Annotated in this window: 16 protein-coding genes and 1 pseudogene; 7 read left to right on the plus strand and 10 right to left on the minus strand. The window is 40.3% G+C overall.

What is annotated here, in order from left to right; genetic code table 11:
• Positions 1–114 precede the first annotated feature (114 nt).
• From H5158_RS10430 to H5158_RS10445, 4 genes and pseudogenes are all read right to left on the minus strand, one after another.
• Positions 115–519: pseudogene (locus tag H5158_RS10430) on the minus strand (zf-TFIIB domain-containing protein); the annotation flags it as partial.
• A 41-nt stretch (positions 520–560) separates the two neighbouring features.
• Positions 561–1,154 (minus strand): DUF4202 domain-containing protein, encoded by a 594-nt coding sequence (locus H5158_RS10435; protein ID WP_182740001.1) that lies wholly within the window; start codon positions 1,152–1,154, stop codon positions 561–563.
• 71 nt (positions 1,155–1,225) lie between these two features.
• The gene (locus H5158_RS10440) at positions 1,226–1,690 is read right to left on the minus strand and encodes a mechanosensitive ion channel family protein (RefSeq protein WP_182739972.1); all 465 of its coding nucleotides are present in this window, start codon (positions 1,688–1,690) and stop codon (positions 1,226–1,228) included.
• 4 nt (positions 1,691–1,694) lie between these two features.
• Positions 1,695–2,171, minus strand: a complete 477-nt coding sequence (locus tag H5158_RS10445) for a thioredoxin family protein (RefSeq protein WP_182739973.1) — start codon at positions 2,169–2,171, stop codon at positions 1,695–1,697.
• A gap of 302 nt (positions 2,172–2,473) precedes the next feature.
• Here H5158_RS10445 and H5158_RS10450 point away from each other — a divergent pair, with 302 nt between their 5' ends.
• Positions 2,474–2,968 (plus strand): hypothetical protein, encoded by a 495-nt coding sequence (locus H5158_RS10450; protein ID WP_182739974.1) that lies wholly within the window; start codon positions 2,474–2,476, stop codon positions 2,966–2,968.
• On the opposite strand, the gene H5158_RS10455 is transcribed toward H5158_RS10450, so the two are convergent.
• On the minus strand, positions 2,965–4,170 hold the full coding sequence (locus tag H5158_RS10455; protein WP_182739975.1) for an anhydro-N-acetylmuramic acid kinase: 1,206 nt from the start codon (positions 4,168–4,170) through the stop codon (positions 2,965–2,967). The genes H5158_RS10450 and H5158_RS10455 overlap by 4 nt on opposite strands.
• Positions 4,171–4,371: 201 nt before the next feature.
• Here H5158_RS10455 and H5158_RS10460 point away from each other — a divergent pair, with 201 nt between their 5' ends.
• Entirely contained in the window at positions 4,372–7,116 is a 2,745-nt protein-coding gene (locus tag H5158_RS10460; RefSeq protein WP_182739976.1) for a TonB-dependent receptor domain-containing protein, read from the plus strand.
• Positions 7,117–7,471: 355 nt separating this feature from the next.
• Here the strand turns inward: H5158_RS10460 and H5158_RS10465 are convergent, their stop codons facing one another.
• The 3 genes from H5158_RS10465 to H5158_RS10475 form a co-directional block, all read right to left on the minus strand.
• The gene (locus H5158_RS10465) at positions 7,472–8,317 is read right to left on the minus strand and encodes an SMP-30/gluconolactonase/LRE family protein (protein ID WP_182739977.1); all 846 of its coding nucleotides are present in this window, start codon (positions 8,315–8,317) and stop codon (positions 7,472–7,474) included.
• Between the two features lie 13 nt (positions 8,318–8,330).
• Positions 8,331–8,756 (minus strand): hypothetical protein, encoded by a 426-nt coding sequence (locus H5158_RS10470; RefSeq protein ID WP_149981933.1) that lies wholly within the window; start codon positions 8,754–8,756, stop codon positions 8,331–8,333.
• A gap of 147 nt (positions 8,757–8,903) precedes the next feature.
• The gene (locus H5158_RS10475; RefSeq protein WP_149981934.1) at positions 8,904–9,812 is read right to left on the minus strand and encodes a LysR family transcriptional regulator; all 909 of its coding nucleotides are present in this window, start codon (positions 9,810–9,812) and stop codon (positions 8,904–8,906) included.
• Positions 9,813–10,054: 242 nt separating this feature from the next.
• Between H5158_RS10475 and H5158_RS10480 the strand changes: the two genes are divergently transcribed.
• From H5158_RS10480 to H5158_RS10495, 4 genes are all read left to right on the plus strand, one after another.
• Positions 10,055–11,182 (plus strand): zinc-binding dehydrogenase, encoded by a 1,128-nt coding sequence (locus H5158_RS10480; protein ID WP_182739978.1) that lies wholly within the window; start codon positions 10,055–10,057, stop codon positions 11,180–11,182.
• Positions 11,183–11,534: 352 nt separating this feature from the next.
• Complete coding sequence (locus H5158_RS10485; RefSeq protein WP_182718258.1) at positions 11,535–12,566, plus strand: NADP-dependent oxidoreductase; 1,032 nt, start codon at positions 11,535–11,537, stop codon at positions 12,564–12,566.
• Between the two features lie 41 nt (positions 12,567–12,607).
• Positions 12,608–13,225 carry a glutathione S-transferase family protein gene (locus H5158_RS10490; protein ID WP_182739979.1) on the plus strand — a complete coding sequence of 206 codons (618 nt, stop codon included), beginning with the start codon at positions 12,608–12,610 and terminating at the stop codon, positions 13,223–13,225.
• A 277-nt stretch (positions 13,226–13,502) separates the two neighbouring features.
• Positions 13,503–15,125, plus strand: a complete 1,623-nt coding sequence (locus H5158_RS10495; protein ID WP_182739980.1) for a methyl-accepting chemotaxis protein — start codon at positions 13,503–13,505, stop codon at positions 15,123–15,125.
• A 16-nt stretch (positions 15,126–15,141) separates the two neighbouring features.
• Here H5158_RS10495 and H5158_RS10500 read toward each other — a convergent pair whose 3' ends face one another.
• Both H5158_RS10500 and H5158_RS10505 read right to left on the minus strand, forming a co-directional pair.
• Positions 15,142–15,810: a response regulator gene (locus H5158_RS10500; RefSeq protein ID WP_149981938.1), complete on the minus strand. Its 669-nt coding sequence runs from the start codon at positions 15,808–15,810 to the stop codon at positions 15,142–15,144.
• Positions 15,803–17,134 (minus strand): DUF4118 domain-containing protein, encoded by a 1,332-nt coding sequence (locus H5158_RS10505; protein ID WP_182739981.1) that lies wholly within the window; start codon positions 17,132–17,134, stop codon positions 15,803–15,805. The genes H5158_RS10500 and H5158_RS10505 overlap by 8 nt, the downstream gene beginning before the upstream one ends.
• Before the next feature lie 205 nt (positions 17,135–17,339).
• Between H5158_RS10505 and H5158_RS10510 the strand changes: the two genes are divergently transcribed.
• Positions 17,340–18,794, plus strand: coding sequence for a TrkH family potassium uptake protein (locus tag H5158_RS10510; RefSeq protein WP_182739982.1), 1,455 nt, complete (start codon positions 17,340–17,342; stop codon positions 18,792–18,794).
• The last annotated feature ends 1 nt before the right edge of the window (position 18,795 follow it).

An 18,795-nucleotide genomic window follows, 5' to 3' on the forward strand; every position in this document is an offset into this window, starting at 1 on the left:
AAATAAAGCGCTAACTGCGTTATAAATTTTTCATGTAGAACAACTACATGTCAAAATTTATGTCTTGTTATCACTCCATTTATCTGTCGCTATAAATGGTCAGTAACTTAACACGATTGGTATAAAACCATGATTATTGGCTTGCTGGTTCACTAGTAATTGTTTTTCTTTCGCTGTTAAGTGATTGTCGTGAATTTTATTAAGTTCTTTTGGATCTAGCCAAATACCCGCACAACTTGGGCACTCATCAATTTCGACCACATGAAGAGGTGTAAAAAAGCGCCGCATCATCACGACACTCGGGCACTTAGGGCAATTAATTCGTGCCGTTAAATCAACGTCTGTGTCAGGTAAAGCAGCCAAGTGCTCAGCAAGCACCAGCGCTCTTTTTAAAGATGGATCACTAAAATTAAAAATCTGGCGATTATCAAAAAACACCCCGCCATTAGCGGATGAGAAAACCTCGATCCCCCCGACCATTAGTTTAGTGAGTTCTATATTTGTCCTTGGGCAGCGCATATCCAGCTCCTTTGCATTTTATTACTCATCGCAGTGAGATATTAACTCGGTGCAAGCGCCTTTTCAATTAGCGGTACTAACGGCGCTGGTAAAGTAATATTACCCGCCAACACAAAGTCATGTGCCTCAGTAGACATTTTTTGCCACGTACGTTGCAAAATCCCAATCCACTTTTGCTCATCGTAGGCTGGTTTTGTTTGCACAAATGCCAACATGTAATACTCAATAAACACTAAACTTGCGATATCTTCCACCAATTGACTATCAGGATTTCGCTTGATTTGTTTTTTCGCAACCGCTGCATATACTCGTTGCTGATCAACATCAGAACAACCAACTTGCTGCATTAATTCAACCACAGTACTGGCATGAAAAATATACAACGCACTGCGCCACTGATGATAGCCTTGTTTATCCATTGGAAAGTGACTTCGCGGCGAACACCAACGCTTTATGTGCTGTGCTCTCACAGCAATATGCATTAGCTCATCAGCATCAGGTTTAAAACGGTTTAACATCTGCGTCATACGCTCTGAATATAAACGCTCTTTAGGCCACACTTTACCTGCATAGTGTTCTTGATTTGGATCCTGACTATTTGCTTCATCAATTAACGCGATTACTTGCTCAAACATTAGTTTAGTCATCACTCTTAGATTTATAGGCTATTTTAATCAGCTCATTTGTAATTAGCTAGTTGAAAATATTACGAGTTATTTATTGTTACTTTATTACTGAGCATCAATGAATTGGGAACTAAATGACGACAGCCATCGGTCTGTAAAGTAATATATCTGAGGTTTAAATCGACCACGACACCTTTACAGCTCGCGACCTCGATGTTATCACCCAACTTAATAGGTCTATAAAGCACAACCATTATCCCTGCAACGAGATTTGAAATTGCATCTTTAAGCGCAAACCCTAACGCAAACCCTGTTAAACCCAAGCCAGCGACTAAACCAGTTACATCAAAATCAAGCTTAGAGAGCGCTAATATAGTGCCAATAAAAATCAAAATCGCTTTTTGTGAGTTTGAAATTAAACGAAACGATTCCGCGGCATGGCCATCAAAACGACGTTCAACCTTCTTCAGTGCAAAGTGAAAAACTAAACTTAAAACAATACAGCCAACAAATACCAAAATAGCAGCAATAATTTGATCACTCATACTTTTACTCTGTTACTGGATTAAATTGACTTAAATCTGAAGCAATAGACGCCTTTGGTTTTTCAACTAACCGCCCAAGCTCTTCGCCTGCTGTTAATACTATAATCGTTGGTGAATACTTTAATTGGTAGCGTGCTGCAATCCCTTCAGGATCGCGTTTATCATAACCGACAGCGACCAACTTTAAGCTGGCCAATGCCACCTTGGAGCTATCAAGTAATTTAAGTAACCGTGGTACTTCACGCTGACTATCGTGACACCAAGTGCCAAATAACACCAAAATATCTTTACCTCTGAGTGTTTGCATGGCTTGTGTATCGGCAACAGTTGGCACAAAGTTATTATATTCATTGGAAAATTGCTGATAATCGTTAAGTAAATCAGCCGCACTTATCTGCCCTACAAACGGCTTATTATCTACAGCAAAAGACAGTAGCGGCACTAAACATACTGATAAAAAGAGCGCTATTCGTTTAAACATGATAATTCTCGGCTATTTATATTAAGTTGACTATACCCAAATCACAGTTTAATGCGAGTGCTATTACCCGTTTGTAAATCAGCCAATCTTGCTGCTATTAAGTAAACATTTAAAAATGGATTTTAAATTTATTATTATAAAATTTATAAGCTTGATATTACCTATAAACAACTGCTGCTGCATTGTTTTAGCACGCCAAGTTAAAAATGATGAAAATACGTTCAATTAGTCATAAATCTGCAATTAAACTATAGGATAATTTCCATTCGATTTAATTAACCTAGAAAAGACGACTGACCTCAATGACCACTCCTTTAGTGCGCTTGAACTTTGCACTGCAATCTTTTGAAGATCCGCTATCAGCTGCCATGGCACATACTATGGAGTACGATACGCTGCATCTAAATGCAAACGCAGAGCATGAAATTACACTGCTTTGTGTATTACCAGAAGATGCGCATGAAGGCGACACTATTTCGTTAAGTGCAACACATATAGCAGCGCGTGATGCACGTTACTTTATGCAATACACACTGCGTCTGAGCGATATAGAAGCCGGTACGGTAACGCTGACACTTGAAAAAATAACTCTCAGTGATGAAAGCGACGAATATGTGCTGCAATTAATGTTGCATGGTTTACATGCCACCCTCAAAGACAGTGCTGAATTTGATGTCGCAATCAAGGAATATGGCGCAGGTTATATACCACAATACGAGCCGGCTCTAGTTTCTAAAAATCATTCACTGCGCCAATATATGACAAGTTTTAGTAGTTCATTTTTATCATTATTTTAATCCGCAAAGCTGACTTTACCCATAGTAATGGTGGGTATGCCCTGCGCTTGATTACCAAAACGTTGCTGGCCACCCGCTAAACATTCGTTCGCTAAAATCGCAAACAAAACTGCTTCTTTCGCATCTGGGTCGATACCTAGAGCATGGGTATTTTTAATCTCATGTAACTGTGGGCACAAAGATAAAATATGCTTCATCAACAGTGGATTATGTATTCCCCCGCCACTGGCATAAACTGTAACATCGGCTAATTTTTCACTGCATTGATTAATAGCCTGTGCAATCATCATCGCCGAAAATCGATTTAGTGTTGCCATCACATCTTCGTGGCTTAGCTGTAGGGTGTTGGTTGTCGTTTGTGCTTGGTGTAAATAAGCCAAATTGAAAACTTCAGGGCCTGTCGTCTTAGGAAAGTCTAAATTAAAAAATTCATCTTGGCATAACTCATCCAACAGCGGCTGATTTATCTGGCCTTGGTTGGCAATTAAACTATCTTTGTCATAATGAAGCGGCGCAAAATAACGCTGTATATAAGCGTCCATAATGGTATTACCTGGGCCAATATCAGAGCTAAATACAGCGCTCGCATCAGCAGATTGTGGTAAAAAAGTCAGGTTAGCAATGCCACCCATATTCAGTAATATACGATTTTCAGTTAAGCTGCTAAAAAATAAATAGTCGCCATATACCGCAAGTGGTGCGCCTTCTCCGCCCGCTGCAATGTGCTTTTGTCTAAAATCGCCAATCGTGGTAATACCTGTCGTAACCGCTAAATGGTCGCTATCACCTATTTGCAAAGTGCCATGATTAAAATCGCTCTGGCTATGCTGACTTTTAGGGCAGTGATAAATAGTTTGCCCGTGACTTGCAATCACATCAATATCAGCTGCAGCAACTTTCCATTTAGCTAAACACTGCAATACCATTTTGCCATGTAATTGCCCCACCCAAGGGTGAAGTAAAGTAACTAACTCCAAATCACATTCGCGCTTGGCAAATACTGTTTTTATTTTCTGTTTATAGTCATCATCATAATCAACGGTGTCAAAGGCTAACACATCAATTTGGGTGTCCATGCCATGCCCTGAGACTTTGCACAATGCAACATCTAATCCATCTAATGAAGTCCCACTCATCAGACCAATTATTAATCTTTGTTGTTTTTTAGCACTGTTATACAGTTGTAATATATGCTGATGCATTCTTTTTACCCTTAAAAATCAAAATACTAATGAATGTACATTCACTTCAAACTCAAGAATACTTTATACCTTAACTTTAAATATTGAAAGAATAATTATTGCAAATACGTTAAAAATGCTTTAAAACTTACCAACACACTGAGTGTACCGACAACGATAAAATTCATAATAGCAAAAAATACATAACCACGGGAACAGACCATGAAACACTGCAAACCTAACTCAATGCGCCCACTCCACCTGCTATCACCAATTGCACTGGCAGTTATTGCCACTACTAGCCCTGCTTTATTGGCCGCTGAACAGCAACAAGTGCAGCAAAAAAAACCTGAAGTAATTACTGTTACTGGCTCGCGAATTCAGCGCACAGAATTAGTTTCAAGTAGCCCAGTAGTGAGTGTTGACGAAGCACAAATACACCTAGATCGCGCGGTTAATGTAGAAGATATTACCGCAAAATTACCACAAGCCGCAGCGGGCGCTAATAGTACAGGTGCAACGGTAGGTGACTCATTTGGCTCATCGACTATTGATTTACGTGGTCTTGGTCAAAACCGAACTTTGGTATTAATTGACGGTACGCGCGCTGTGCCATTTAGTTTTCGTAACTCAGTTGACGTCAATACAATTCCTGCCGGTTTGATCAAACGTGTTGATGTTTTAACTGGCGGTGCGGCTGCTGTTTATGGTGCCGATGCAGTAGCTGGCGTGGTTAACTTTGTGCTTGATGATGACTTTACCGGCGCTGAGTTTTCAAGTAGTTATGAAACAGCTGATGGTGGCAATGAAAAACTTAATTTTGAAGCCATTTTTGGTGGCGATATAGCTGATGGTAGTGGCCATATTACTGGCTACCTTGGTTATTCTGAACGTAAAGAGTTACTTGCTGGTGAACGTGATTATGCCTTAGAGAATGGCGCGACTATGATTAATAGCGGCGGGTTTTACACCGATGTTGCCAGCGGCAACAGTTTAGCGATTAATGATGCAGGGCAAGTCGTGAGCGACCGTCAAACCAGTGACTTTACCGGCGACCGTTATTTAACTCAGCCAATGGATAGATTTTCTGCTGGGTTATTATTTGATGTGGATGCCAGTGACAGCGCAATCATTTACGGCCGCGCTATGTATTCAAAAGTAACCGTTAATGGCGCCGGCGCTAGCGGCCAAACACCTATTCTTGTTAATGAACAAGTAACCCTCACACAAGATAACCAATATATTCCTGATGAACTACGCCAACAACTCACCTTTGATGCTGATGGAAATGCGCTAGTCAATGTTGAGCGTAATTTAGGCCTTGGCGTTCAACATACTGAAGCCGTGCGTGATTCATTACAATTTCAACTGGGTTTAAAAGGCGATATTAACGATTATTTACGTTACGACATTTATGGTCAATACGGTCAAACTGACGAAGTCGCTACAATTTACAACAATGGCTATAAAAATGATAACAGTGGCAATAGTCGCTTTGGCAATATTGCCAATAGCAGCGATATTTTTGATCCTAATTTAGATCTAAATGAATTTAGCGATCCACTGTTATATACCACCCGTGAACGTACTCAAAGTGTATTTGCTGCAACTCTCTCTGGCGATTCTAGTGCCTTATTTGAATTACCTGCCGGTTATGTCGATTTTGCAATTGGTTATGAGTACCGCAAAGAAACGGGCAAGCAAACTCCAGGGGATGCATTTAGAAATGGCACTAGCTTTGCCTCAGTTAGCGCATTTGATATGGACGCCAGCTTCGACAGTAGTGAGTTTTATGCAGAAATTTTAGTGCCGATCTTAATTGATATGCCATTTGCTAAAGAACTTAGTTTTGAAGGTGCTTACCGTATTTCTGATTATTCAAACACCGAAGCCGAAGACACTTATAAGCTTGGCATAAACTGGGCAATTAACGATGATATCCGTATTCGTGCTAATAAGCTCACTGCATTTAGAGCACCAAACTTAGGCGAATTCGCAAGTCCGATCACGGGGTTATCATTAGCTTTATTTGACCAAAATAGTGACCAATTTGTACCACGCTTTGCTGGTCGCTTTAATGGCGATCCATGTTTACTAGGTACGGGGGACGCAGCGCAATGTGCCGCTTTTGGCGCACCACCAGTAGGCACTGAGTATGACTCAACAACAGCCGAGTATACTTATGGCGGTAATCCGAACATCAAGCCTGAGCAAGCAGAATCAGATACGTTAGGTGTAGTTTATACTCCAAGTTACATTGAGGGCTTTGACCTATCACTTGATTACTATAGCATTCGTGTAACCGATGCGGTAAGTCAAATTCAACCTGCTGCAGCATTACAAAGCTGCTATATCGACGATCCAAATCCGAACAACCCATTGTGTGGCGCAGTACTTCGCGATCCAAACACGGGCTTTATTAGCACCGCGATCGTAAATGACTTTAACCTTGCAGCGATTGAACAAGCTGGTATCGATTTAGCAGCCAACTATGTATTTGATGCACCAATGGATTTAGGCGGTCGCTTTAGGCTCTCATACCAAGGTAACTTTGTAACAAAACAAACTCGCCAAAATAATAGCACCGTAGCCGAAGTTGATTGTAAAGGCACTTACGGTAGCGCGTGTTCAGGCGATTTTGCGAGTATCTTACAAGCCGATTATAAACATCGCGCCACGTTTGATTGGCAGCTAGATACCATGAACTTCCAATTAGGCTGGCGCAGAATCGGTGAAGTAGACTATGCTGTAGATAGAACAGAAACAATTTCAGCACAAGACTACATGGACTTTGCTGCATCGTGGCAAGCAACCGACACTATCGCGGTTAACTTTGGTATCGATAACCTGTTTGACAAAGCACCACCAACACCTGACATTGGCGCTAACCACTTTAATACTGTGAGTGATTACAGCGTTATTGGCCGTACAGTGGGCGTTGCAGTTCGTTACTCACCGAGTTTTTAGTTAATCCCAAATTGCTCATAGCAACACAGGATTAAACCCTTAAAGCGCACCCTGCCCGGTGCGCTTTTCATATTAGATTAGTTGAATCAAAACATTTGCTACTCATCTTGCAGATGGACTCTAAGTAACTTATTCACAAAGAAGTCATGAGACGCTGCGCTGATGAGGAAAATATTGACGCCATAAATAGCGACCTACATGGGTAAAGGTTCTAGAAAAGTATCTAGGTGCTAGGATTAATCCGTTGCCCGTCGTATTTCTGGGTGTCTCATTTACCCTCATTCACTTCTCTTTGTGCAAATTAGGGTCTTTAAACAATCACAACTAAGTCAATTCCCACAGAATGTCCGCAGTTTTACTCCACATTTATCACTTCAATCGCACCGCGTTTTTGCATAGTGACAAACAGCTTGGTTTGCTGGTCATTAAATGCCACATTGGTTGGATGCTGCCCTGTTAAAGTATAGGTTTGCAATATCTTACCTGCGGGACTAATTTTTAAAATAACACCTGCGCCATAACGGGCTACATACAGGTTACCTTGGTTATCAACACGCATGCCGTCCATACCATGATCGTCAAATGTGATCAGCGGCTGCTTATTGCTGATGTTTAGCTCACTATCAAGATCATATTGCCAAATAATCCGCTGCACGCTTTCGTTTACGTAGAGTTTACTATTGCTGTTATTAACCGCCACACCATTGGTGGTGCCCATATTCTCTTCTAATAATTGAGTACTGCCATCTGTATTTATACGCCATAATTTGCCGGTAGCATCAGCCCAATTAGGGTCGCTGGCAAACAACACACCGCGTTTAGTTATGGCAATATCATTTGGTTGATTCATGGTTTTATTATGAGCAAAAACCTCAACGCTTTTACTATTAGCAGGCACTTTTAAAATATTATGATTTACATAATCCGCAATATAGAGATTACCTTGGCCATCAAATTGCAAACCATTACCAACGCTGTCATTTGGCAGCTTTAAAAATAAGCTGGCTTTACCATTGTTATCAACCTTACCAATGGTGCCCTGATCAGCAAAATTAACTGCGTATAAATGCTGCTTATAAAAAACAGGTCCTTCAACGCCTTGAGTAAACACATTATCAGGCACAAACTCCTTACTGTGCTGCGCAATACTGGTGGCACTAAAAAGTGCTGCACAGCTCAATCCACAGATCATCGCTTTCATTTTATTATTATTCCTAATTTAAATTATTACTGGTGAAGATGCTCAAAATCGGGAAATTGTCTTCGCCAAACGACAGCGTTAATGTGCGCTGCTCACCATCGTCTAGTTTAATATTGTCAGCCAGAGCCATAGGCGATATTCGTCTGCCATCGGCAAATAACGCCATAATATGTTCAGCCTGTAAAATGCGTGAACCTGACGCGTCATTACGAATTGTCACCACTGCGACTCGCCGGCCTTGCTCACTGCTCATCAGCACAGAGTTAACCACACTGAAATCACTGTTTTTAGGCCTTACTTTGGCATCATTTTCAAAACTAAACTGCATTCCCTGTAACGCAACTTGATCGACCGACAATACTTCATCATTTGCCTTTACCAAACCGCTCACAAAAGCACTGACTAGCAGTGGCAGTAAAACCAACAGTTGTATTTTCATTTCATTCCCTCGCTAACAACATCTATCTAAAGGTTATTTTTAACACAACTTGTGTGCTTTCTCATTTAATTTTTCAATTTCTTTAATAACTAAAAAGATTTTATTAACAGTGCTGTGACGCTAATAGAAAGCTCTATAACTTTGTGCTCAATCGGCTTCTACCTTTATTTTTTGTACCAAAAAATCTACGGCGGCTTTCACTTTTGGTACTAAATATCGCTGTTTTTGATATAACAAATAAATAGCCATATTAGAGTTTTGCGTTACCGCAAGCTGATGTTCAAACTTAAGTTCTTGCAACTCGCCCGACTCAAGGTATGGAGCAAGTGCCCAGCGAGTTGACATTAAAATGCCCTCCCCATTACAGGCTTTTTTACTAAGCCATGCTCCGTTATTCGAAATAACCACAGCAGGCCCTGACACGTCATGCCATTGCTCATCTACTTTGCATAGCCAAGGGGTTGGCCCTAGTGGCGTCTTAAAATAAAGGCCATTGTGATGCTTTAACGCCATAGCATGACTAGGCACACCGTGCTGCTGTAAATAACCTGGTGACGCTACAGGAATAAACTCATTGTCCATCAATTTTATGGCTAACACGCGCTCATTGGGTGCATAACCACCGCGAATAGCAATATCAACATCGTCACGGCCCAATGTCGATAGTTCATCACTGAAGCTAACATCGAGTATAATTTCAGGGTATAACGCATTAAATTCATCTAACAACGGTAGTAATATTTTATCACCAAAACTTACCATCGAACTTATTGATAAGCGCCCCATTGGTGTTGTTTGATAACTGCGCACAGTTTCGTGGCTTTGCTCTAACTGGTTTACTATTTGCTGAACGTCGTTATAGTAAATTTGCCCCACTTCTGTCAGCTTCACAAGCCGGGTTGTGCGTTTTAAAAGCGTTGCTCCTAAGCTTTTTTCTAGATCAACCACTCGTCTTGATAAAGAAGAAGGCGGCACATTAAACGTGCTCGCCGCTTTGGTAAAGCTACCCGTTTCAACAACTTTTATGAAGTAGCGTATTGCCCGTAGTTGATCCATCTAACCTCTCCTTTCAATAAATAACATTATTGTCTTAAAGACAAAAGTTATTCGCATTTTCTCCTATATATAAGCAAATTTAAACAAGTAATAATGTACTTAACCTAAACGCATGCGTTTACATTACATTTTTATGTGTTGTTGAGTCGAGCCAGCTTTACGCAAGCTCATATTCAGATAACACATGCTAAATAACACTTAGCTATTGCACTAATTAATACACATTATCAGGAGCGAACATTATGACAGATACAAATATCCAACTTACTTCAACTATCAGTGAAGATAATAAACTAACGCTTGCCCTAAGAAATATCGATATGCCACAACCTGGTGCCGATGAAGTAGTGATTCGTATTGAGGCTACGCCATTAAATCCATCTGACTTAGGCGTTTTATTCAGCGCCGCTGATATGTCCAGTGCAAAGCAAACTGGTACTGAGCAAAACCCAGTTATTACCGCTGATGTTCCTGCTCAATTTATGCCATCACTTAAAACACGTGTTGGTAAAGCCACACCCGTTGGCAATGAAGGCGCAGGTACGGTTGTGGCCGCAGGCTCATCGCCAGCTGCACAAGCATTAATGGGTAAAACTGTTGCTGTAATTGGTGGTGGTACGTATCGCAAATTTATATGCGCAAATGTGCAAAGCTGCTTAGAATTAAAAGAAGGAACGACGGCTAAAGAAGGTGCGTCGGCTTTTGTTAACCCACTTACTGCATTAGCAATGGTTGAAACAATGCGTACTGAAGGCCATAAAGCGATTATTCATGCCGCAGCGGCCTCTAATCTTGGTCAAATCCTAAATCGAATTTGTATTGCCGATGGTGTTGATTTAATCAATATTGTACGTAAGCCGGAGCAAGAAAAGTTACTACGTGATATGGGGGCAAAGTATGTTGTTAACTCAAGTAATGATACGTTCCTTGCTGATTTAACAGCCGCAATTATCGAAACCGGTGCAACGATTGCGTTTGATCCAATTGGTGGTGGCCAACTAACGAGTGACATTCTTAACTGTATGGAAGTCGCTGCAACACGTGATATCACTGAATACAGTGTTTATGGCTCAGACACTTTCAAACAAGTTTATATTTATGGTGCCTTAAACCGCGGCCCAATTACGCTAAATCGCAACTTTGGTTTTGCATGGGGTGTTAACGGGTTCTTACTATTTAATGCACTAGGCAAACTGAACCCTAGTACAGTAAAAGCAATGCGCAAACGTATAGCAGATGAAATCACGACCACTTTTGCCAGTAATTACACCCATGAAGTGTCGCTTGCTGAAGTATTACAGTTACAATCTATTGAGGCTTATTCAAAACAAGCCACAGGTGAAAAATACTTAATTAAACCGCACGCGTAATTAAGCAGTAAAATGCCCTTTCATAATTACCGGATTTATAAATATAAAACAGGCACTCATTGTAGTGTCTGCTTTTTTATATTGTCGTAATTAAACGCGCTGAGCAGCTATTAGATTTTAAATATCCTCAACTGCAATTTTGCAAAATTTTAGCTAGAAATTTTATCGTTGCATAGCTGCAAAACAGATTAACCATATAGCGATAAACTTATCTATACTGACTGTTGAATTTAATAGACCCAGCCCTAATTTCATTAGTTAAGCATTTAATTCGCTGCAGAGACTATAACGACTGAGCATTTAGATTTACAGCCGTTATGCAGCCTTCTTTTAATCAGACAAGGAAAAAATTATGCAAGCTATTTCAAATAAACAATTTACTCTAAAGTCTCGTCCTCATGGTGCGCCAACGCTTGATAACTTTGAATTTAAAAGCGTACAAATGCCTGAACTACAACAAGGTGAAGTATTACTACGCACTATTTATTTATCATTAGACCCATACATGCGTGGCCGCATGAGTGATGCAAAATCATATGCAGACCCTGTTGAGATTGGCGATGTCATGGTTGGCGCAACCGTATGTCAAATTGAGCAATCAAATAACGACAAGTTTGCAAAAGGCGATTGGGTACTAGCCTATACAGGCTGGCAGGAATATGCGATTTCAAATGGCGAAGGATTAATGCCATTAGGCAAAGAGCCAAGTAATCCATCGTATGCATTAGGTATTATGGGTATGCCTGGCTTTACCGCTTATATGGGGCTACTTGATATTGGTGCACCAAAAGAAGGTGAAACAGTGGTGGTTGCAGCAGCAACAGGCCCAGTAGGTGCAACTGTTGGGCAAATTGCTAAACTCAAAGGTTGTAAAGTAGTCGGTGTGGCAGGCGGCAATGAAAAATGCCAATACGCAGTCGAAAAGCTTGGTTTTGATGCTTGTATTGACCACCGCAGCGATGACTTTGCCAAACAGTTAGCTGACGCATGTGATGCAGGTATTGATGTTTATTATGAAAATGTGGGCGGAAAAGTCTTCGATGCCGTATTACCACTATTAAACACCGCTGCGCGCGTACCATTATGTGGTTTAGTGTCGCAATATAATGCGACTGAGTTACCACAAGGACCTGATCGCATGGGGGCTCTAATGGGTCAAATTCTCTCTAAGCGTATTCGTATGCAAGGCTTTATTATCTTTGATGATTATGGCCATCGTTATGATGAGTTCGCCACTGATATGCAAAAATGGCTCAGCGAAGGAAAAATTCATTACCGTGAACATTTAGTAACAGGTTTTGAAAATACCGTATCAGCGTTTAACGATATGATTGACGGCAAGAACTTTGGCAAAACGGTAGTACAAGTAAATAAACCGCTTTAAATTTACCCTGCGCAGCAACGGCTGCGCTTTTAAGGATAACTATGATCAAGTTACATCATTTAAATAAATCACGCTCTAAACGTATTATTTGGTTACTCGAAGAGCTAGACGTTGACTACGAAATTGTGGCTTATCAACGCAACAGTGAAACCTTTTTAGCTCCTGATGAGCTTAAAGCGATTCATCCACTAGGCAAATCACCAGTGATTGAGGACAATGGCCAAATAATTGCTGAATCAGGTGCGATCACCGACTATTTGATCAGTAAATACGGTAACGGTAAGTTTGCGCCAAGCCGTGACAGTAAAGACTATATTGACTACCAGCAATGGCTGCACTTCGCTGAAAGCTCAGCAATTTTACCGCTATTATTAAAAATGTTTGTGCAAAAAGATGGCGCTAAAACGCAATTTTTAGAAGGCTATGCCGATGCAGAAACCGCCAAAGTTATTAGTTACTTTAATGACCGCTTAGAAGGTAAACGTTACTTAGTGGGAGACTCTCTAACCGGTGCTGATTTTATGATGTCGTTTATTGTTGAAATTGTTAAAAATGCAGGTCAACTAGCACATTTTAAAAATCTCGTTAAATACGATGAGCAATTACAAACTCACGAGAAATTTCATTCCGCTAACGAGTTAGAGGCAAAGTACGACTAAGTTAGTTTTCGTTTTGGCTGTTTAAGGTGGTTTTACAGCTAAGCGATGCACTCATTCCGGTTCGGTCTATCGAGATAGATTTTTTTAAGCTTTACAATTCAAAAGTGCAGTTGCTCATTAACTTGACTACTGCACATTAATTGTTCAACATTAACATTATTGATACATAACTGATTATTAGAAAAGTAAATTCGTTTTGTAAGTCATTCCACTTAACGAATTACGTTGAGTTATAATCAGCCAATATAAAATCGCACCAAATAATACTGGAAAACATATGACCATAAATATGCGCCTCGCCACTGGTTTTGGAGTGATCTTATTAATGATGCTCACATTAACCATTATTGGCACATCTCAAGTAAGTCAAATTGACAATAATATAACTGAAATTAACGATATAAATTCTGTTAAGCAGCGTTATGCTATTGATTTTAGGGGCGCAGTACATGATAGGGCAATAGCAATACGGGATGTGGTGCTATTAACAAATGCTAGTGATTTAAGCGATACGATTAGCTTAATAAATGAGCTCAATAACAATTACCAAATATCGCATGAAAAAATGGCGAGCTTGGTTGATCAAATGACTGATCACGAGCGCTCCCTAATGAAAAAAATTGATAAGATAGAAGAGCATACCCTCCCCTTAGTGGAAAATATTATCGCCGCTAAACGTGCTAATAATATAACGCACGCAACTATGCTATTACTAACCGATGCGCGTCCCTCATTTGTAGAATGGTTGGACAGCATTAATCAATTCATCAATCTGCAAGAACAAACAAATCATAATTTAACGGATAAAACACGTGAGATAACCAGCTCATTTGAGCTATGTATGATTTCATTAACTGCACTGGCTGTTATTATTGGCGCTGTAATTGCCTATATTATTAGTTCAAAAATTAAAAATGCAGTAGGCGGTGAACCTCAAGAAGCAGCAGAAGTAATTGCACGTATCGCTAAAGGTGATTTAACCACTGAAATAAATTCCTGCAGCCCTAATAGTATGATGGCATCAGTTCAAGTAATGCAAAAAGAATTGAAAGCTATCGTCAATAGCATTATTGATTCTTCACAAGAGCTTTCATCTCATTCAGCAAGTGTCGCCTCAGGCTCACAACAAGCACTTTATGCCGCAGATAATCAAGTTACGCTAACTAACTCTGCCGTCACCAATTTAGCCAATATGAGCCATAGCATTCACTCAGTTGCCAGTGCAGTAAAACAAACTGAAGATAATTCAAAAATTACCGCACAATTATCACAACAAGGTAGTCAATCGGTGCAAAAAGTAGCAACCGAAATTGGCGGCATATCAACTACAGTGAAAGCAACAGTCAAACAAGTAAACATACTACAAAATCATGTTAAAAACATTGGTGATATATTAAGTGTGATACGTAGTATTTCAGATCAAACTAACTTACTAGCGCTAAATGCAGCTATTGAAGCCGCTCGTGCAGGCGAATCTGGACGTGGTTTTGCCGTTGTAGCTGATGAAGTTAGGCAACTCGCCCAACGTACAGGTGATGCGACCGGTGATATTGAGAAAATGATTTTACAGATCCAAGATAATACCCAAGCATCTGTCACTGCGATGGAAACCACAGTACCACAAGTAGAAAGTGGTTTATTATTGATGGATGAAGCCAATCAACTACTGCAAGAGATACAACAACAAGCTAATGATTCCTTGGAAAAAGTGCTTGAAATTGTCGACTCAACATCAGTGCAAGTTGCCACTGTGTCAGAAATTAGTTCTGGTGTAGAGGAAATCGCTAACATGTCTAAGGAAACCAGTTTATCCTTAAAAAACAATGCACAAGAAGCAGTCGCATTGGCTGAGTTATCAAAAACACTGAAGCAGTACATTAGCTATTTCAAAGTGAACTAAAGAGCGCTTTAATACTTTAATCTACTAATCTATATCCTACCGCAGGCTCAGTAAGTAAATACTTTGGGCTTGCGGGATTTGCCTCTAATTTTTGCCTTAGCTGCGCTACATGCACACGCACATATTCAGGACGATTTATATATTGCTCTCCCCATATATGGCTTAATATTGCATTATGAGTCAGTACCTTATCTTTATTTTGAAATAATAACAGTAAGATTGCATATTCCTTTTTAGTCAGCTTAACCTCATTGTCACCAACACGCACAATATGCTTATTTGGGTCAATACAAATGTCGCCACATTGCAACGCAAAACTGACTTGATTATTAGTACGCAGTAACACCCGAATACGCGCTAATAGTTCATTGGCGCTAAAAGGTTTAGTAAGGAAATCATTGGCCCCATTATCAAGCGCAGTGACTTTTTCCACTTCACCATCACGAGCTGAAAGCACTAATACCGGTAACTGGCTCCATTGCCTAAACTCCACTAGCCAGTCTTGACCATCCATATCCAAAAGCCCTAAATCTAATAATACAAGGTCATAACTTTGCTCACTTAAAAGTGCAAAACCATCCAGCCCTTTATCACAAATACTCAGCTCATAGCCACTGGCTTGCAGTAAGGTTTTTAAAAAGCTTTGCAACGGCGGAGAATCTTCAAGTATTAAGATTTTAGTCATTATTTTTTATCCAGATTAATTTTGCCAAGGCCATTTCTGTATCGTTATCTATCGTCAGTGAAAATGTGCCTTGATGAAACTTAGCAACCACATCACAAATTACACTGCCAAGCCCTACACCTTCATCAGCACTTGCCTGTGGCTTGCTAATTAATTTATTGCTCAATAGTAATTGATAACTCACCGCTGACTCGTAACGGCTTTGGGTAAATTCAACAACCACCTCACCATCACCATCACCATAACGCCATGCATTTTCGAGCATATTTGCCAGTGCTATTTCTAACAGTGTCACATCGCCTTGGCAGCTCGAATTGGCATCAATATTTGTTGTTACCACAAAATGCGCTAATTGCTGCTGCCTACGTGCTTTTGCTTCGCTTAGCAAAGCTTGCAAGTTAATTGTTTGCCAGCACAGGTTTTCGCCCATTTTATTTACTCGGCTAAGCTCCATCACCTTGTCAAAATGCTGATTAAGAATTTTACTTTGCTCATAAATATTACCGGCCTGCTCTTTTATTATCGCTTCACTGAGTGTGATCTCATCATCGGCCAACATGCTTGAGGCGCCCATAATAGTTGCCAGTGGCGTGCGCAAGTCATGAGATAAACTGCGTAATAATGCATTTTTAGCACGCTCGAGTTCAGCTTGAACTGAAATTGCCGCCGACTGCTGCCTCAGTAAGGTTTTCTCATGTACCTGATACAACAATGAAATTGCGGTATTTACGAAGCTCCTTTGTCCTTCAGACAGTAACGTTGCAAAAGCAAACCCCCCCATACTTTGCTCTTTATCACTTAATAGCATAAATTCACCTGCCACTTGCTGACGCATTTGTTGAAATTGGCAAGTAATGGCCAAATGCTCGCTAATAAGCTGCTGAAAGTACTGCTTTTGCTCATCCAGTGCGTCTAAACTATTTAATCCTTTAGCCAGCTCATACAGTGTTCGACTATTACTCGCGTGTAATTGTACATCTCGCACCTTAGTGTTTAATTCGCCCGCTAACTGGCTGATCATCAGTCCCACAATGAGCATCACGATAAAAGTAACTAGATACTCAATATTTTCAATATGAAAAGTAAAATACGGGGTAACATAAAACCAATCGGTACACGCTACACTGACCAAGGTGGTAATGGCTGCAACGCGTCGGTTACTGCGAACTGCAACCCAGGCGACCCATAACAGCTGTAACATCACAATGTCGGTGGTCGAAAACCAATCTCGTAACGGATAAATCGCCATAACTACAATGATCGGCATTATCACCGCCAAAAAAAATGCTTTATATTTGCTTGGTTTGCCCTGCACTTGATTCATTAACGATTCCTCTGACAATTAACTACATAGGTTACTGCCTTTTCAATATTGCCTCTATAAAGTTTTTATAAAGTTTTTTATCTCATTTATAAAATCTTTATAAAGCTTTGCAGTGCAGCGCTGACTTTACTATTTGATCCCGTATATTCAACTCAACTTTAGTGATTGCGTGTTACCTGCTATAGGTATTTGATAAGGCGTATTGATGATAAATTGGAAAATCACCTTAAGACTACTCGCCTTTCCTATTATTTGGATGGGAGTGGTACAACTGGTCTTTGCAGCGCTTTCATTATTTATTTTTAAAGACCGAGTTATTAGCGCATTTCTTATTCCTGGCGCAACGATGATCTCTGTCGCTTTAGTGCTACTTATCAATTTACGTAAAACTGATCTAACCGCCGCAACATTCAGAGATGCACTTATTTACGCCACAGTAACGTGGATTATAGCCGGTGTGTTAGGCGCCATTCCTATTCTAGTCGTCACTGGCGTTAACTTTAGCGACGCGGTATTTGAGTCAATCAGCGCCTTAACCACCACTGGCGCAACGGTGTTATCCGGGCTCGATAACATGCCTGCTAGCTTTTTATTGTATCGACAATTCTTACAATGGATGGGCGGTTTAGGCATTGTAATTTTTGTAGTGGCTATTTTACCTATGTTGAATATTGGTGGCATGAAATTATTAAAAGCAGAAACACCAGGCCCCATTAAAGACGAAAAATTAACTCCGCGCGTTGCCAGTACCGCTCATTATTTATGGGGCGTTTATTTAGCAATCACCGTACTTTGTACTTTAGCCTATTATGCTGGCGGAATGAGTTTTTACGATGCGATTGCACATGCCTTTACCACGGTTTCAACTGGGGGCTTTTCAACCCATGATGCCAGTATGTGGTATTACCACAGCCACTTACTGCTGTGGATAGCTAATGTATTTATGCTTGCAGGAGCGATTAACTTTGCCTTGCACTTCAAAGTAGCGCACAAAAGAGCCATTACTAGTTATTATCATGATGAAGAGACGCGTTATTTTATTTATATAGTGGTGCTTTTATCGGTTCTTTTAACCACCATGCTACTGCTTAAAGACAGCTACTCAAATGTACTTGAAGCATTTAGTTTCTCTACATTTCATATTATTTCTTTTATTACCAGCACCGGTTATGGCGCAGCAAGCTTTACTGACTGGCCAGCTGAGGCTGGGTTTTTACTGGTTATTGCCGGCTATCTTGGTGGTTGTGCAGGTTCAACGGCTGGCGGAAATAAAATAATTCGTAACATTATTGTTGGCAAAATGATTAATAACAATATTAAACAGCTGCTTCACCCAAGAGCGATATTTACACTGAAGTATCAAGGATCGCCCGTTAAAGAAGATGTACGCCATGCAATTATGGCATTTATGACCTTTGCTGTTGGTTCAAGCTTACTGTTTACAATGTTGCTTATGGCAACGGGTCTGGATTTTTGGAGCGCATTTACTGCAGTAGCTGCATGCGTCAATGTACTTGGCCCTGGATTTGGTGAAGTTGGCGCTAACTTTCAACCCGTTTCAGACACCGGTATTTGGATACTCTCGGTCGCTATGATCGTGGGTCGGTTAGAATATTTTACTGTTTTTGCACTTTTTACTCATAGCTTTTGGAAAAAATAAC

The organism is Pseudoalteromonas sp. SR45-6, assembly GCF_014163545.1.
Taxonomy (GTDB): Bacteria; Pseudomonadota; Gammaproteobacteria; order Enterobacterales; family Alteromonadaceae; genus Pseudoalteromonas; species Pseudoalteromonas rhizosphaerae.